Source organism: Polystyrenella longa, assembly GCF_007750395.1.
In the GTDB taxonomy this organism is placed as follows: domain Bacteria; phylum Planctomycetota; class Planctomycetia; order Planctomycetales; family Planctomycetaceae; genus Polystyrenella; species Polystyrenella longa.
In genome coordinates this window covers 15,802-32,511 of sequence record NZ_CP036281.1, presented here as the reverse complement: position 1 = coordinate 32,511, position 16,710 = coordinate 15,802, and the positions used below count along the sequence as shown (strand labels likewise).

Below are 16,710 nucleotides of genomic sequence, written 5' to 3'. Positions count from 1 at the left end.
ATTAGCATGTGTCCTCAGGTTTTCCTCTTCAACCTGTAGCGGTAGGATCAGATCACAGATAGTCAGGTAAATGCCTGATTGCACTTCTCCTCTCTGGCAATCCTGCCAATCTTCTTCTCTGTCCTATCTAAAGGAGTTCTCTAATGAAGATTCGATTTACTCTCTCTGTTTTATCCGTTGCCCTGCTGGCGACCTTCGTACTTCAGACTTCACCCGGGTTTGCTGCAGACCCCATCGATCCCAATAGCTATTACAAACTGACGACTCAATGGCAAGGTGACAACAAAGCTTTAGACATTATCAACGATGGCCAAAAAAATAATCGACCTGTTCTCGCTGATAAAGCGAATGTCAGCGGTCAGCTTTGGAAGATCACGCCTATTCGCGATGGGTATTATCGTCTGACAACTTCGTGGCAAGGTGAAAATAAAGCCTTGGACATCGTAAACGATAGTGCTCAGAACAATCAGCCTATTCTCGCTGATAAAGCCGATGTTTCAGGCCAGTTCTGGAAATTAACTCCTATCCAGAACAATCACTATCGATTGACGACCATGTGGCAAGGCGATGGAAAATCGCTGGACATTATCAATGATGGGAAAAATAACACACCCACGTTGGCCGATTCTGGTAACTTTACAGGGCAGTTCTGGAAGCTGACTAAAGTAAGCCAGAATAAGCAGAACGACGATGCCGTCAAAGGTAATAACGTGAAAGCGGTTTTCTACAAACACAATAACACTCCAGGTGTTGTTATGTCTGTGGGTGGTGGAAAATGGATGGAATACAATGCGGATGGTCCCAATCAATTTCGGGAAGTGAACCGAGATGAATGGTCTGTCTACCTTTCGGATCCCGCCCGCCAAATGCAGATTCAATTAGATCTCCATCGGAAACGAGTGGTCTGGATTGGCAATTCCGACCTCTATGAAATCACGAATGCTTATAAATAAGCCATCTCTTGTTGATTTCGTTTCATTAAAAACAACGTTGCTGCAAGGTTTCGTTGTTTTTTTACGTTTAGCGTGCCGAGATGTTCTCTGAAATAGAAGCGGTTCTTGTACCAGAACGGCTAGATGAGATATAGAAGAAGGTTTGGCATACAATGGTAACAATCTGAAAAGCAGAGTACGGAAACTAAATGACGGGCAATCATATCGTGGGGCTCGACATCGGTGGAGCCAATATCAAAGCGGCCCACTTGGATGGAGTGACCGTGAGCCAACCCTTTCCCTTGTGGAAAGAACCGGACCAACTCCCGTTCGTGCTATCCGAAATATTGAACTCGCTACCACCCGTCGACCGGCTGGCGGTGACGATGACGGGCGAACTGGCCGACTGTTACGAAACCAAATGGGAAGGTGTCTCGTCCATTCTGGATGCGGTGGAAATTGCGGCTGAAGGTCGGCAAGTCGATGTCTGGCAAACAGGGGGAGAATTCGTCGACGCGGAGTTTGCCGTCGAGTTTCCACTCCTGGTTGCCGCAGCGAACTGGCATGCACTTGCAACCTGGGTCGGCCAAACAAACCCCTCGAAGCAGGCACTCCTGATCGATATCGGTTCTACTACCACCGATCTGATTCCCATTGAAAATGGACTCCCCGCCACCATCGGTCTGACCGATGTTGAACGACTTCGGTCGGGTGAGTTGGTCTATGCCGGCGTCCGTCGGACCCCAGTGATGGCCCTGGCGCAGGAGGTGCCCATGGGTGACGGATTAATCCCGCTTGCGGCGGAGCAGTTTGCGACGACTTACGATTTATATCTGCTCTCGGGCGATCTCCCCGAATCGAAACAGGAGACCGACACCGCGAACGGAAAACCAGCAACCAAAGCCGCAGCTCAGGATCGTCTTTGCCGCATGCTCTGTTGTGACCGGACAGAATTCCCGACAGAGCAACTCGATTCGATGGCGGCCTGGTTGCGGGAACAACATCTCCAGCGGATGCAGAAAGCACTCCAACAGATCTTAAACCGCTGCGACAAACCGATCAGTTCTGTTTATCTTTCTGGTGAAGGCTGTTTTCTCGCGGACCGCTTAATCTCTGCATTTCCTGAGCTGAAAAACGCAGAGAGACTCTGGCTCGATCAGCTGTTCACCCCCGCACTCTCTACGGCGGCCTGCGCCTATGCCGTCGCGCAGTTGGCCGCCAGCCACGGTTGAGGAATCTTGTCCAGCAGGTCTTTTCCTCCGAAAAGAATACCAATTACTCCGATTGCGTAGAAATTTTCTCATTCCGACTGAATAGACAGTCATTCCGTTGCCGATCCTAACTCATACGTCGAAACAGTCATGGCCTCGGGCCACCTGTATCAATTGGCTTGTAACTTTTACAAGTGGACGTGGGAAGATGAAACTATTGCTGGATAATCCAGACTCTTTTTTCTCTTCCGGGTCGTATTTCGTCGGAAATGAGAACGCGCATCCTGGATTACTGCCAGGGTCCACAAAAAGAAAAGGGCTGCCTGTCGAATGAGTAGCGAAGCTCAGAAAACTGCCCAATCCCAATTCGTCGTCACGATGGATGGTGATATCCATGGTGAAGATAACGCCGAAAATCGGGACATCGTTCGCCGCATTCACGCTTGTTGGAATGCTTGCGACGGAATTCCTACGGATGAATTGGAAAACGGCATTATCAGTGACATGCGAAATGTGATCTCAACCATGATCCCCGTTTTGAATCAGGCCAAGCAACCTGCTTCCGGGATGGTCAAAAAACCAAACATTATGAAAGAAGCCAAACACCGGGCCGATTCGCATATCGAAGAAACCTACTAAGGCGGCATACTGCTAACACGGTTCCCGCATCGAGTTCTTCTTAGTGATTCGGACTCGATTACAAGTTGATCAGTTTGGCTTTCAGTAATCGTTCCAATGTCAGTTCCGGCAAACCGAGTTCCTGTCGGAATGCCTGGAACTCTTCGAACCGGCGTGTCAGCACGCGCGGTTGACGCTCTACTTTGACAGCGCGAATCAATAGGTTCTTCGCGGTGTGCTCCATGTCGATGAATTCGACAATCTGCACCTGGTATCCCGCAGCCTCCAGCAATTTCGCCCGTAACGCATCCGTCACGAGTGAGGCGTAACGTTCCTTCAATATTCCATGTTGCGTGAGTGCATGGAGATGATCTTTCGGCAGCAAGCTGAAGACTTCATGCTGGCAGCAGGGAACTGCCAGAATCACTTTCGCTTTCCAGGCGATCGCCTGAGCCAGCACTTCATCAGTGGCCGTATCACAGGCGTGTAATGAGACCGCCATGTCGATCTGGGTTTCGGGCAGATAGTGCTGGATGTCCCCCTTCTGGAACTCCAGTCCGCTGCAATCGAGTTGCCCCGCGATCCGGCTGCACGTGCTGATGACATCTTGCCGACGATCCAGCCCAACGATGTTCACTTCACGGCTCTGAATGCCCGTCAACAGGTGATGTAGCGCAAACGTGAGATAACTTTTCCCACAACCAAAATCGACGATCTGTAACTGTCCCGATTTTGGAAGAGCGGGAACCACGTCGTCGATCAGTTCGAGAAAACGATTGATCTGTCGGAACTTGTTGTACCGGGAGGCCTTCACTTTTCCTTCGGGCGTCATCACTCCAATCTCCTGGAGGAACGGGCAGGGGACTCCTTCCGGGATCAGATATTGTTTAGCCCGATTGTGTGAAATTTCTTCTTTCGGCGCCTGGCTGGCCGACTTCTTTTTGATCCGTAGTTTATTTCCCTTCTGCACTCGTGCCGTCAGGTCGTAGTCGCGCGTGTAGAGGTGGCAGTCACCATAAGTTTCCGGGAAGAACAGTTCAATCTGCTTGTACGTCGCCTCTCGATCAAAGTTCTCGTGGAACTCCTGACCGTTGACCCGTTTGGTAAACTGGTACTGTAGTCCTTCTTTCAACTCAACGGGGCGAATGGAAATTTTGGTTGCCTCTGCCACCTGCTTATCCCGCGGTCGACTCAGCACAATCAGCGAACAAGCCTCTGCTTCGAGGGCCTCCTGCAATCGGGTCCACAATTCATCCGCCGCCATGATAACCCCGATATATTCTGAAGAAGTTAAGCTGTTTTAAAATGTAAGCATCCTGAAGCAGTGCGAATATGGAACACTCCATTGTTTGTTGGCCGCAGCGATGACAGCACGATTCCTTACGAAACGCCGGTCGCTCCGCGACCCGGACTATACTTAGCGATTGTCCGGGCCACCCTGCTCGATGACGTTCCAAAGGTGAGTCACTATTTCGTCTGGCTGAGCGCACCGACCCAGTCCTGTAGAGCGTGGACTTCCAGCACAGGATCTTTAATGCTCGAAGCGATCGCCTGTACCATCGCCAGGCAACCTGGCATTGTCGTAACGCAAGGGACTCCATAGGTGACCGCAGCAGAACGAATCCGGCCTTCATCGGTTGCTGCACCTTTACCGCTCGGTGTGTTGAAGATGAGGTGCACATCGCCGTTGGTCATGTAGTCGAGCAGGTTCGGTCGGCCTTCCTGAACTTTCCGGACCGTCTCAATCTCCACACCCGCATCTCGCAGCACCTTCACTGTTCCTGAGGTTCCAATCAGTTTGAAACCGAGTTCGGTCAGATGCCGGGCGGGTTCAATGATCGCCTGTTTGTAACCTTCAGCCATACTGATGAAGACCGTACCGGATGTAGGCATTTCCACGTTGGCAGCGATCTGACTCTTGGCGAAGGCTTTGGAAAACTCGAGGTCAATTCCCATGACTTCACCCGTGGAACGCATCTCTGGTCCGAGGATAATGTCGACTCCCGAAAATCGCGAGAAAGGAAAGACCGACTCTTTAACCGAGGTATGCTTCGGCACAATTTCCGTGGTGACACCCTGTTCTTCGAGTGACACGCCCGCCATGATTTTCGCCGCGATGTAGGCGAGTGATCGACCAGTCGCTTTAGAGACGAATGGTGACGTTCGGCTCGCTCGTGGGTTCACCTCCAGAATGAAGACCTGGTATTTGCTCTCGATCTCTTTGACGGCGTACTGGATATTCATCAGTCCGCGTACATTCAACTCTTTGGCTAATGCGTAAGTTGCCTGTTTGATTTCATCGATGACGGAATCGGGTAACGAGTGCGGCGGCAAGGCACAGGCACTGTCGCCCGAGTGTACTCCCGCTTCTTCGATGTGTTCCATGACACCACCGACCAAAGTCAGCTTACCATCGGACAGAGCATCGACGTCGACTTCAATCGCATCCTGCAGGAACTTATCGATCAAAACCGGCCGGTCGGGGGAAACATCCACCGCTTCGTTCATGTATTTAACAAGAGATGCTTCGTCGTGGCAAATTTCCATCGCTCGTCCACCCAGCACATAACTGGGTCGTACGAGTACGGGGTAAGTAATTTGATTGGCAATCTCGCGAGCGCCTTCGGCATTTGTTGCCAGGCCATTCGGAGGTTGGCTCAGATTGAGTTTCGTCAGAATCGCCTGGAACCGTTCCCGATCTTCCGCCGCGTCGATCATGTCCGGTGAAGTCCCGATGATCTTGACGCCCGCCGCTTCCAAACCTTTCGCCAGGTTAAGCGGAGTCTGACCACCGAACTGAACAATCACCCCGTCCGGATCCATGCGGTCGCAGATGTTAAGGACGTCTTCTGTTGTCAGCGGCTCAAAGAAGAGCAGGTCCGAAGTGTCGTAGTCGGTTGAAACAGTCTCCGGGTTCGAGTTGACCATGATCGACTCGATTCCCAAGTCACGCAGGGCGAACGATGCCTGACAACAACAGTAGTCGAACTCGATTCCCTGACCAATTCGGTTCGGGCCACCCCCTAGAATCATGATTCGTTTTTTACCCGGCTGTTTGGCGGGGGTTTCGTCTTCCATCTCGTAGGTGGAGTAGTAATAAGGAGTGTACGCTTCAAACTCCGCCGCACAGGTATCGACCTGCTTGAAGGTCGCGACGACTCCCAGCGATTTCCGGTATCGTCGGACTTCAATCTCAGACGTGTCCCACCAGTAGGCAAGCTGCTGATCGGAAAATCCAGCCCGTTTTATTTTGAAGATGAAATCTCTGTCCGCTTTTTCAAACGAGCCAATGGCCCGGATTTCATCTTCCAGTTCCACGAGTTGCCGAAGGTGATGCAGGAACCAGATATCGATGCGAGTCAGGTCGTGGATTTCCGAAACCGTCATTCCACTCTTCATCGCATACCGGATATAGAACATCCGGTCGGCATTCGGAACAGACAACTTCCGTACGATCTCATTGTGTTCGGGGCGAATCTCTTTTTCCCATAGATCGTCTTTACCACCACCCAGACCGAACTTGCCAATCTCCAACCCGCGCAGGGCTTTCTGCAGCGACTCTTTGAAAGTTCGACCGATGGCCATCGTTTCGCCGACCGACTTCATCTGTACTGTCAATGTCGCGTCCGCATCGGGGAATTTCTCAAACGTCCAACGTGGAATCTTCGTGACGACATAATCGATCGTCGGTTCGAAGCAAGCCATTGTCTCGCGGGTAATGTCGTTCGGAATTTCGTCCAGCGTATATCCAATCGCCAGTTTCGCGGCAATTTTAGCGATGGGAAACCCGGTGGCTTTGGAGGCCAATGCCGAGGACCGGCTCACACGCGGGTTCATCTCGATGACCACCATACGGCCATCTTCCGGGTTAATGGCGAACTGCACGTTCGAGCCACCAGTCTCCACGCCAATCTCGCGCATCACGGCTATGGTCGCGTCACGCATCTGCTGGTATTCTCGGTCGGTCAAAGTCTGCGCGGGAGCGACTGTAATACTGTCGCCCGTGTGTACGCCCATCGGATCAAAGTTTTCGATGCAGCAGATGATGACGACGTTGTCCGCCCGGTCACGCATCACTTCCATCTCGTACTCTTTCCAACCGATAATCGATTCTTCAAGCAGAATCTCACCGACCGGAGAAAGTTTCAAACCGTTGCGGATTTTCTCTTCGAACTCATCCCGGTTGTAGGCGATGCCGCCACCCGTTCCACCGAGCGTATAACTGGGACGAATGATACAGGGGAGGCCGATTTCATCGATCGCGTCGCGGGCGTCCTGCATGCTGCGGACGACAAAGCTTTTCGGAAGATCGAGGCCGATTTTAATCATCGCTTCTTTGAAGGAATCGCGGCCTTCCGCCTTGGCGATCACGTCTTCGCGGGCACCAATCATCTCGACGCCCAGTTGATCCAGAATTCCCCGGCGAGCCAGGTCCATCGCGGTGTTCAACCCGGTCTGACCACCCAAGGTCGGTAGCAGGGCATCAGGCTTCTCTTTCTCAAGAATTTTCTGCACGTACTGCCAGGTGATGGGCTCGATGTAGGTTCGGTCGGCCGTTTCCGGGTCGGTCATGATCGTCGCCGGGTTGCTGTTCACCAGCACGACTTCATATCCCTCTTCCCGTAGCGCTTTACACGCCTGGGTTCCGGAATAATCGAACTCACACGCCTGACCAATGACAATTGGCCCAGAGCCAATGATCATGATTTTTTTGATGTCTTCTCGTTTCGGCACGACTATCCCACTTCGATCGCAAGTATGGAAAAACTAAGTCCTTAGAACTGCCAACAGTCCCAGGTGATGCGCTGCCGTTTCTGTCAGATTCAGGCCCGGCTGAAATAAGAGCGAGGGCAAATCCGAATTGCTGACAGACCACCCGGCGAAGAGAACAGACACTTCCCGACCCGGGTGCGCAAGGTGACCGCAGAAAAAGAGCTCAAAAAGGAGACCGGCTTCCACCGCCACGCGCGCAAATTTCTACAAAGTTACCACGATCCCCGCGATTATCAAGATTGAGGGGGAAAGTGGACGGGGGAAAATTCGAGATCGCCCAATCGACCGGCAACGAATTGCAGAAGTTCGCCCCATTCCACCAATATCCAGGAACACACATCGGACAAAATGGTGCACATACTGGCAGGTTTCTGGTAGAATGCTGAATTGTTCGCGTCGTTATTCAACTTCGTTTCGCCCAGACTAAAAGAGATCACCTTGGAAAACGAATATATCGTCTGGTTGTTAATCCCGATGTTGCTTATCGGTTCCGACCAGTTGCGCCGCTGGTATCTCAGAAAGCAATACGGACCTCAGTTTGATTTCATAATGCTACCGTTCTCCAGGAATACTCACCGGCGTATTCTCTTTCTCGCTATGCTCGCTGGAGGCGCTGGAGGAATATTGATCAGAAGGCATGGCAGCATCTCTGGGGCCTATTTCCTGTGGATCATCTTTGTTGCTACAACGGTTGCAATTGCTTGTTCGAAATCGTCTGAATCTCGGATTCAGCTTCTCGAAGGAGGGTTGATTCACAACTCCAAACCCTTGTTCCCCCGCTTCATTCCCTGGGCCAGCATCTCCCGCTTTAGCTCCCCGAATGAGGGCCAGTTTGTATTAACGACGAAGCGAGAGAAGGCAATCGTCATTAATGTCGATACCGGTGATCATAAATATGTGAACCAACTGCTTGATAATTACGTTATTAATCCGAGTTAGCCATCGATCGCGATGAATCCCAGTTGATGATAACGACGGTACTCATTCCTCTCCAAAGCAATCAGTAAGGGACCTTCGAAAATGGAAATTCCTCACCTCCAAATTGCATTTGCCGGCCTGCTGCTTCTCGGCCTCGTTGGATATACCATTTACTATCGTGCGTTGATCCGCAACGAAGGACCACTCCTCGCCACCACATTAAGCCCGCAACGCTCCCTTTCGAACACCAGACGAATCCAGATTGTGCTGATCGCGAGCACCCTGATTGGTATCACTGCTTACATGAGGCTGGAAGGAAGCCGTGGCTATCAGCTTCCGGCTTTTCCAGGCGTCTTCCTGTTTTTACTAGTTTTCGGCAATAGTTTTCGCACTCCAAGCATGCTCATTCTTCGCAACGGTGTTTACGTCTACTCCACTCCATTGGCCCGCCGTTACTATCCCTGGACAGATCTGAAAACGATCAACTGGGTCCCCGGCAATGAAAACAAACTCGAGTTAACCACAACCCAATCCAAGTGCATTACCGTGCCCATCGACCCGACTCAACGCGAGTTTATTAATTCGCTTTTGAATGAGCAGTTTGCCAAAGTGGTACCTCCAATAGAAAGCAGCCAGAACGAATCCTGACCGCAAAAGTTCGTCGACGTCGTTTTAACAAAACACTTCGGCTGACCCCATATTCACCCGTTGCTAAGTTCGGTAACGTCGGTTTGATTTTAAAGACGATTTCAAACCCGTGGGCGGTGGGTTTTGAAACTGCTTGTAGATTGATGTTTGAGATATCACGACTTTGAAAAGGTCGCCATCAGTTTAACCCTATCTGCCAAAGCGACAGTATTTCCATTCTCGCACACTGTCTCTAACATCCGCCGCTGCCGTTCCGTGAACACCAAACAATCCCCATCCCCCGGTTCCACCGGCACCAGTGTTTCCTGCACGCGGGTCATCAGTTCTTCCAGACCTTCGCCGGTGACGGATGAGACGCGGATTGGGTTGTAGCTGGCGAGTTCTTCGGCCGGTTCGGACAGGTCGCTTTTGTGGGCGATGATGATTTTGGATTCCTGCGTGTTGATCAGGTCGCGGTCTTCATCGCTGAGGGGTTGGGTGCTGTCGAATAGCAGTAACCCCAGGTCAGCCTGCTGCAGCGCCGCGCGGGCGCGGGCGATGCCCGCCGATTCGAGTTGATCGTCCGTCAGACGTAAACCGGCCGTGTCGGTTAACTCCACCGGCCAACCTCCGAAGGCGGTTTCCGTGCGGACGGCGTCGCGGGTCGTGCCAGGTTGATCAAAGACAATGGCCCGCTCATATCCCACCAGGGCGTTGATCAAACTCGACTTTCCTACATTCGGGCGACCTGCTAGCACCACCTGAAACGGTTCCGTCAAATGGCGGCCCAGGTCATAACTGTCGCGAAGTTTCTGCAGGCGGGCGAGCACCGCTTGAGAATCGCTGCTGGTACCCGCTTCCAGCAATTTGATTTCCGCCAGGATGGCGTCGATTTCGCGAGGCAGGTTTTCTCTTTGCTGTAGTAACAGACTGGCTGTTTTCGTTGTTCGTGCCTGGGCCAAAGCACTGTTGAGTTCCGCTTCGAAGGGAGACATCGTCGCCGATTGAAATTCTTGCCACGGTACCACAGTGAACCCGGCATTCGTCAAATCGCCCAACACCCGTTCGACCGCCGCATGGCCACCGTGACAATGGATTTCGACTTCCTCTGCATTCGTTCTGCAGACGACGACTTCCTCGGGAGCGAGTTCTCCCCAGTGACCGAACAGGACCTGGTCAATCTTCTGCTTTGACATCGGCTTCCCGTTCACGGGACGGAACAAGGTTGCGGCATAGTCATCCAACAAACTCATTCCATTCCGGCACGCAATCGTCGCCACCGCTCCTCGGCCTCGCGGGGTGAGTAAGGTCGCCATCGGCGTTGAAGAAGTGGGTTGATTCATAGGGTGAGGCACGGTTTATTAGGAACCACAGATGGACACGGATAAACACGGATAAACACGGATTGAATGAAATATAGAATATTAATCCGACAAGTAACTTGTTCAGTTTCTTCTATTAGGGATGCCCACTTCGTTGGTGCAATGCGGATAGGACGATGCCGTACAACGTCAAATGCGGTTCAAGAATCGCATCTGGAAACTGCGTCGAGAGGAGGTTGGCACCACCACCCGTCAGGTAGACGTCGGGAGTCGCCTGATGTGCGCCGAGAGACTCGGACAACTGCTGAATCAACTCTCTCACGGCTCCTACCTGTCCCCAGAAGAGACCACTTTGTAAGGCCGCTCGGGTATTCTTACCCAGACCATTAGAAGGGGCTTCCGATAATTCTTCCACCGGGATCCTCGGAAGCAAGGCGGTGTAATGATGCAGGGCTTTGGCCGACATTTCGAACCCCGGTAGAATCGAACCACCACAGAACACGCCCGCACCATCAATCAAATCGACCGTGCAGGCGGTACCGCAACTGACCACAATGGCCGGTCGCTCGGCGGGACGGGCGGCGTTGATACCGATGGCATTGAGCAATCGATCCATCCCCACTTTGTCTGGAAAGTCGACATGGATCTGGAGCGGCAGCTGACGCGATACTTGACACGGTTCCGGCAAATGGTGCTGTTCGCAAAGGGCCGAGATTTCTTCAATGACGGGCGGGTTCGATCCGGAAAGCAAAACCTGTACGACGGGAACTTCAGATTGCTTCACCCAATTGGTCAGCTGGTCAAATGGAACCGGTTCCCCCAGAGGAACCACCAGATCTCTGTGACAAGCAGGGCGGTTGCCTGTGGGCGCAGTTCGATCGAGCAGCCCGATTTTAATTCGGCTGTTACCCGCATCGATGGCGATCACCCGCTCGTTCACCTTGTCTGACTTTCTGTAGGCGGTTCTAAAAAAAGAAACGATTCCAGCCATAGAGTACCATCTCCACGGCTGGAATCGTATTGGTATTAAAACTGATTTCGACAGCAGGAAAGGTTTTACCCTTCCTGCAACGCCTTGGTAATTTCGACCACCGCTTGCTTTCCGTCGCCATACAGCATCTGAGCGTTGTCAGCAGAAAAGAGCGGGTTAGGAATTCCGGCGAAACCGGGGGAAAGAGACCGTTTGATAACGACGACCGTTTTCGCCTTGTCGACATCAATGATCGGCATCCCGGCGATGGGACTGTTAGGGTCGGTCCGGGCGAGTGGGTTAACCACGTCATTCGCACCGAGAACGATCGCCATATCAAATTGTTCCATCTCGCTATTCACATCGTCCGCTTCCCGCAGAATCTCATAGGGAATGTCGGCTTCGGCCAGCAGGACGTTCATATGTCCCGGCATACGACCAGCCACGGGGTGAATACCGAATTCGACTTTCACACCACGCGAAGTCAGTTCGTTGGTCAAATCGCGCACGGCATGTTGAGCCTGAGCGACCGCCATTCCGTATCCTGGGACGATCAATACTTTTTCGCAAACATCAAGCAGCATCGACACCTCCTCGGGCGAGGTGGATTTCACGTTGACGTAAACTTCATCTGCGGAAGCAGATTCCCCACTTGCTTGCATTTTACCAAACAGCACATTCGTCAACGATCTATTCATTGCAACACACATGATGCGAGTCAGAATCAAACCCGAGGCACCGACCAGTGAGCCTGCGATAATCAGTACGGTATTCCCCAGCACAAACCCGGCAGCCGAAGCAGCTAGACCGGAATAGCTGTTCAAGAGTGAAATAACCACTGGCATATCCGCTCCACCAATAAAGATGACGAGCAGCACGCCCAGCGCCAATGCCAGCAGGCACATCAGAACATAAAACAGACCTGCGTATTGCGGCACCAATACCATCAACACACCAAACAGAATGGACCCGATGGCCAGACAAGCATTGATCAGTTGTTGGTTATCAAATCGAACATCTTTGATGAACTTAAGTTCCTGCAACTTCCCGAAGGCAATCAGCGAACCGGAGAAGGTCACTGCACCGATCAAACCAGACAACGCCGTCGCTGTCAGATTTGGAACGTTTAAGTCAGCATCAGTGGCAAAACTCAAAGTCGCACCCGCCACCAGAAAGGAAGCGGCGCCACCAAACCCGTTGAACAGCGCTACCAGTTGAGGCATGGCCGTCATCTGGATTTTCATCGCGAAGATGACACCGATAACAGCACCGACAGCCAGACCGGCAAAGATGACCCAGTAATTCATCCCGCCCAGGAACAACGTCACCACCACCGCCAGAAACATGGCGGCAGAACCGTACATATTCCCGCGAACAGCGGTTTTCGGATGTGTCAGTCCTTTCAACCCGAGGATGAACAGGACAGCAGCAACCATATAAATAATGTTAGTTAATTCCATCGACATCGAGATCACCCTTTCTTCTTGCGAAACATTTCGAGCATACGATGGGTGACCATGAACCCGCCGACGGCATTCACCGTGGCCAGCACAACAGCAAGGAAACCGAGTGTCTGGGCGAACCAGCCATAATCCATTTTAATCGTCAGCAACGCCCCCACGAGGGTGATCCCCGAAATCGCGTTCGATCCGGACATCAGCGGGGTGTGCAAAGTCGGAGGAACCTTGGTGATAATTTCAAAACCGACAAAAACTGCCAGTAGAAAAATCGTCAGCAGCAATGTGTATTCCATCGCGCTCGGCTGCCCCCCGGCGGTCGCATTAGTAACGGTAACCGAGAGCTCTTCTACGGCTTCCGCGAGCCCTTCGGCGAAGAGCATAAATTGAGTCAACATGGACGACTCCTGTATCAGTACTTCCCCGTTCATCAATGAACAGAGACAAGTTATGGTGAATTGTTAGTTGGACGCGAACGCAACACGAGATACTTTATTTATTCGCTTTTGCCTATTCGCTGGTACGCTCGTCATTCGTTTCTGAAGGGGATGTTTCCGAGGTCGATGTTTCTACCGGCGCCGATTCTTCAGTCACGGTTTCAGCAGCGGTCATTCCCAGAATTTCACGAACGCGGGGTTGAACAATCTCTCCTTCGCGGGTGATTAATGTATCCGCGATGATCTCGTCCTCCATGTTGATATTCACCGCTCCGTCAGCAACCAGATTTTTGAGGAACGTGGTGATGTTCTTGGAGTACATCTCGCTGGCATGGTCGGGGATTGTCGAAGTGATGTTCTTCGGTCCAATGATTTTGACTCCGTTGGAGTCGATCGTCTGTCCGTTGACGGTCAGTTCGCAGTTGCCTCCTTTTTCACAGGCAAGGTCGACAATGACCGTCCCCGGTTTCATTCCCTGGACCATCTCTGCGGTCACCAGAATGGGAGACTTCTTACCGGGAACCGCTGCCGTGGTAATGACCACATCGGATTCGGCGATGACCTTGCTCATCATCTCGCGTTGTTTGCGATAGAACTCTTCGCCCATCTCTTTGGCGTAGCCCCCTTTTTGCTCAGAGGTTCCGGTATCGAGTTCCATCTCGACGAATTTACCGCCGAGACTTTCCACTTGTTCTTTTACTGCGGGACGAAGGTCGTAAGCGGAAACAACGGCGCCCAGCCGTTTGGCTGTCGCAATCGCCTGCAGACCCGCGACGCCGGCACCGATAATAAACACCTTCGCCGGTTTGAGTGTTCCCGCCGCCGTCATCATCATGGGGAACATGCGGGGAAGGGCGTTCGCTGCAATCAGAACCGCTTTGTATCCCGCAATCGTTGCCATAGACGAAAGCACGTCCATGCTCTGCGCCCGGGTAATACGGGGCAACAATTCGAGAGCGAACAAGGTGACCCCTTTGTCCGCGTATCCTCGGAATGCTTCCGGTTCGGCCAATGGTTCACAATGAGCGATGACCACTTTCCCAGAGGAGAGCAAATCCAGGTCCTGTGAATAGTTGTCCGAATTCGCGCCGGCCGCGCGTACCTGCAGAATGATATCACTGTTGGAAAAAAGCTCGGATCGATTGCTGACGATGGTCGCGCCGGCGTTCGTATAAGCTTCGTCCAGATATCCTGCCGCCAGTCCGGCGCCTGTTTCGATTTGTACCTGGTAACCTTGCTTGATCAATGCCTGTGCGGTCGCGGGCACGAGGGCTACTCGGCTTTCCCCGTCGAGCGTCTCCCTGGGGACACCTGTCGTCAAGCTGGGTGTCATATCGGACATAAAAGTTTTCACTCCAATTAAATGTCATACCGTGCTGATGAATGAAGAATCATCAACTTGCCAGATTCCAATACATCCGGCGGACCTGTTTCGTCCGGTGAGAAGTCGAGGTAGGTGACCTTCGCTGCTCAAGCGTGGCGAGGCAGCATCCCTGAACTCAGACAGGTTCTTTCTTTCCGGAAGAAAATCATTTCCATACCGGGAGTGCCTCATGCGAGCGACGCTTTTCGCGAAAAAGCGGTTTCCTGAGTGGATCTCTTCTACACCGGCTCACCAACAACTTGAAGTCATCGGGTGCCTGATTCCTGCTCTGTTATATCCATCCCGCTTCGGCAGACACAACGAAGCAACCCCGTTTTTTGCTGCTTTCAGGGCGGATCCCACTCAGATCGCCCTAATTTTGTGACTGGTCAACCGAAATCGACCTCTTTAAGCAGGTTACACATCAGCGTCAGCTTATCTTTAATCGTCGCCAAATCAGTCCGCAACCGCCTCCGCTTGTACCGATAGAAGCACCGGTTCGACCGCCAGATCAAGGGTCGTCACCAGAGTAGGAATTTGATAAAGCAGCGTGCTACCGTCCTGTTTTTCCTTGGGAATATCGAAGTCGTATGCCACCTCGATCTCTCCTGGAAACTGGTTCAATGTTTTGAACAAAGGATCCCGCCGAATCTCCTCACCGTTCGCCGTTCGAATCCAGATTGGGTCCGAGAACATCCAGGTCCGGTGGGATTCAAACGCATTTAAAACCTGCGGCGAATAAAGGACGTCCAACACCACCCGTAAAACTTCCTTCTGCTGAGTTTCGTCTTCGTCATAAACTTCAACCGAGGTCCGTTTCAGTTCAATCAATTCAATGCGGGCCGGTCCCACTCGTTTCATTGCGGGTTGAGTCGATTCCGTCAGCGGGAATTCAACCTCTTCGTGACCGGCTGCCAGAATGAGTTCAAAGGATCCCTGTATCTTCAAAGCCTCTAATTTCTGATCCTGGGGACCTACGAAATCGAGAATGGTTTGCAAACCACCCTGATCTGATTCCGCCGCAAGTTCAATTGAAGAATCCGGATTGAACGGATCGAGTCCGACTGGTTCTTGACTGTCGTTTTCCGCTCCCTGCAATCCAACCGCCTGAAACGCGTCTCCCTTCCAGTGGAGATAGAGAGGCCGTAAACGGGGTTCGAAATAAACCCGCACGGGAACTCGCCACAAGATCTGGTCGGTATTGCCAATCAATTTTTTGGACGTTGGTTTCAGGAACTCAAATCGAACTGGGCCTTGATGCGTATGGGTGATTCCTTCGTGAACGTCGGTCCGCAATTCGAATTGACTCAACGCAAAGTAATGTAGCGACAACTCCTCTTCGAGCCAGTCAATCCCATCCCAGAACGACGTCTTCTTGAAATCGACATCAACCGTACGCCCCAATACTTCAGCGGGAATCGTCGACAGGTCGAGTTGGTTCTCCGTCTGTCGGGAAATTTCAGTGAGAAGCTTCTTTACAGTCATTTCGCCCGAGAGCGTAAACCGGGATTCTTCCAGTGAAGCGGCCGACTTCTGTCGTTGCAACACTTGCCGTACTCGCTCCAGACCAACTCGTTGTGACATCGATTGTCCCCGGTCTGGTTTGGGGACGAACGGAAGAGCACGCGGCCCCAATTCGATCAACGCCGACTCCACCTCCCGTCGCTCGGCGCGATCGTCTGTCCGTAACTGCTCCACCAACTGTTCTACCCGCGCGGACAACTGCTCAGTCTGGTCGTCAGCCGAAATCGCCAATGAACAGCAACAGAATAGAATCAAGATAATCAACACAACCCGCATGACGGGACATCCTTTAGTTTGGCAAATCAGCGTTAATTTGAGGTAAAGAAGGACGCCTTCAAATGATTGGACGAAGTCCAGGCAAATCGTAAACCTCTGTTCTTCAACAGTTAACGAACTCTCCTCTCAGCATAACCGACTTCCACCCTCGGTCCAGTGGCAGTTTTCAAGCTGCATCCAGTCTACTTCCTGCTGGGGAAAAATCTTCCGTCCCCATACCGTTCTGCGACCTAAGGTTTTAATACGTAAGAAACTCTTCGTCGGGGTAGGGGAGTTTTCATC

13 protein-coding genes are annotated in these 16,710 nt (G+C 52.1%); 5 read left to right on the top strand and 8 right to left on the bottom strand.

Features of this window, described 5'->3' with window-relative positions; translation table 11 throughout:
* Positions 1-143 precede the first annotated feature (143 nt).
* From Pla110_RS00120 to Pla110_RS00110, 3 genes are all read left to right on the top strand, one after another.
* Positions 144-953 (top strand): RICIN domain-containing protein, encoded by an 810-nt coding sequence (locus Pla110_RS00120; protein WP_144991978.1) that lies wholly within the window; start codon positions 144-146, stop codon positions 951-953.
* A gap of 188 nt (positions 954-1,141) precedes the next feature.
* The gene (locus tag Pla110_RS00115; RefSeq protein WP_144991976.1) at positions 1,142-2,164 is read left to right on the top strand and encodes a hydantoinase/oxoprolinase family protein; all 1,023 of its coding nucleotides are present in this window, start codon (positions 1,142-1,144) and stop codon (positions 2,162-2,164) included.
* Positions 2,165-2,473: 309 nt separating this feature from the next.
* The gene (locus tag Pla110_RS00110) at positions 2,474-2,782 is read left to right on the top strand and encodes a hypothetical protein (protein WP_144991974.1); all 309 of its coding nucleotides are present in this window, start codon (positions 2,474-2,476) and stop codon (positions 2,780-2,782) included.
* 58 nt (positions 2,783-2,840) lie between these two features.
* Here the strand turns inward: Pla110_RS00110 and Pla110_RS00105 are convergent, their stop codons facing one another.
* A complete protein-coding gene (locus Pla110_RS00105) occupies positions 2,841-4,025 on the bottom strand; it encodes a class I SAM-dependent methyltransferase (RefSeq protein WP_144991972.1) in 1,185 nt (394 codons plus the stop codon).
* A 203-nt stretch (positions 4,026-4,228) separates the two neighbouring features.
* Positions 4,229-7,495, bottom strand: a complete 3,267-nt coding sequence (gene carB, locus Pla110_RS00100; protein ID WP_144991970.1) for a carbamoyl-phosphate synthase large subunit — start codon at positions 7,493-7,495, stop codon at positions 4,229-4,231.
* A 477-nt stretch (positions 7,496-7,972) separates the two neighbouring features.
* Here carB and Pla110_RS00095 point away from each other — a divergent pair, with 477 nt between their 5' ends.
* The gene (locus tag Pla110_RS00095; protein ID WP_144991968.1) at positions 7,973-8,473 is read left to right on the top strand and encodes a hypothetical protein; all 501 of its coding nucleotides are present in this window, start codon (positions 7,973-7,975) and stop codon (positions 8,471-8,473) included.
* 81 nt (positions 8,474-8,554) lie between these two features.
* Positions 8,555-9,100, top strand: a complete 546-nt coding sequence (locus tag Pla110_RS00090) for a hypothetical protein (RefSeq protein ID WP_144991966.1) — start codon at positions 8,555-8,557, stop codon at positions 9,098-9,100.
* Between the two features lie 155 nt (positions 9,101-9,255).
* Here Pla110_RS00090 and Pla110_RS00085 read toward each other — a convergent pair whose 3' ends face one another.
* From Pla110_RS00085 to Pla110_RS00060, 6 genes are all read right to left on the bottom strand, one after another.
* Positions 9,256-10,422 carry a GTPase gene (locus tag Pla110_RS00085; protein WP_144991964.1) on the bottom strand — a complete coding sequence of 389 codons (1,167 nt, stop codon included), beginning with the start codon at positions 10,420-10,422 and terminating at the stop codon, positions 9,256-9,258.
* 115 nt (positions 10,423-10,537) lie between these two features.
* Positions 10,538-11,392 carry a type III pantothenate kinase gene (locus Pla110_RS00080; RefSeq protein WP_144991962.1) on the bottom strand — a complete coding sequence of 285 codons (855 nt, stop codon included), beginning with the start codon at positions 11,390-11,392 and terminating at the stop codon, positions 10,538-10,540.
* A 65-nt stretch (positions 11,393-11,457) separates the two neighbouring features.
* The gene (locus tag Pla110_RS00075; RefSeq protein ID WP_144991960.1) at positions 11,458-12,837 is read right to left on the bottom strand and encodes an NAD(P)(+) transhydrogenase (Re/Si-specific) subunit beta; all 1,380 of its coding nucleotides are present in this window, start codon (positions 12,835-12,837) and stop codon (positions 11,458-11,460) included.
* 5 nt (positions 12,838-12,842) lie between these two features.
* Entirely contained in the window at positions 12,843-13,124 is a 282-nt protein-coding gene (locus Pla110_RS00070) for an NAD(P) transhydrogenase subunit alpha (protein ID WP_144999475.1), read from the bottom strand.
* A 214-nt stretch (positions 13,125-13,338) separates the two neighbouring features.
* Positions 13,339-14,607, bottom strand: a complete 1,269-nt coding sequence (locus Pla110_RS00065) for a Re/Si-specific NAD(P)(+) transhydrogenase subunit alpha (RefSeq protein WP_197440402.1) — start codon at positions 14,605-14,607, stop codon at positions 13,339-13,341.
* 477 nt (positions 14,608-15,084) lie between these two features.
* Positions 15,085-16,428, bottom strand: a complete 1,344-nt coding sequence (locus tag Pla110_RS00060; protein ID WP_144991958.1) for a hypothetical protein — start codon at positions 16,426-16,428, stop codon at positions 15,085-15,087.
* Positions 16,429-16,710: the final 282 nt, after the last annotated feature.

Coding starts and splice junctions, on each gene's coding strand:
- Pla110_RS00065 (WP_197440402.1), bottom strand. CDS start 14,607: ATGTCCGATATGACACCCAGCTTGACGACAGGTGTCCCCAGGGAGACG.
- Pla110_RS00110 (WP_144991974.1), top strand. CDS start 2,474: ATGAGTAGCGAAGCTCAGAAAACTGCCCAATCCCAATTCGTCGTCACG.
- Pla110_RS00085 (WP_144991964.1), bottom strand. CDS start 10,422: ATGAATCAACCCACTTCTTCAACGCCGATGGCGACCTTACTCACCCCG.
- Pla110_RS00090 (WP_144991966.1), top strand. CDS start 8,555: ATGGAAATTCCTCACCTCCAAATTGCATTTGCCGGCCTGCTGCTTCTC.
- Pla110_RS00070 (WP_144999475.1), bottom strand. CDS start 13,124: ATGGAATACACATTGCTGCTGACGATTTTTCTACTGGCAGTTTTTGTC.
- Pla110_RS00115 (WP_144991976.1), top strand. CDS start 1,142: ATGACGGGCAATCATATCGTGGGGCTCGACATCGGTGGAGCCAATATC.
- Pla110_RS00075 (WP_144991960.1), bottom strand. CDS start 12,837: ATGTCGATGGAATTAACTAACATTATTTATATGGTTGCTGCTGTCCTG.
- Pla110_RS00080 (WP_144991962.1), bottom strand. CDS start 11,392: ATGGCTGGAATCGTTTCTTTTTTTAGAACCGCCTACAGAAAGTCAGAC.
- Pla110_RS00120 (WP_144991978.1), top strand. CDS start 144: ATGAAGATTCGATTTACTCTCTCTGTTTTATCCGTTGCCCTGCTGGCG.
- Pla110_RS00060 (WP_144991958.1), bottom strand. CDS start 16,428: ATGCGGGTTGTGTTGATTATCTTGATTCTATTCTGTTGCTGTTCATTG.
- Pla110_RS00105 (WP_144991972.1), bottom strand. CDS start 4,025: ATGGCGGCGGATGAATTGTGGACCCGATTGCAGGAGGCCCTCGAAGCA.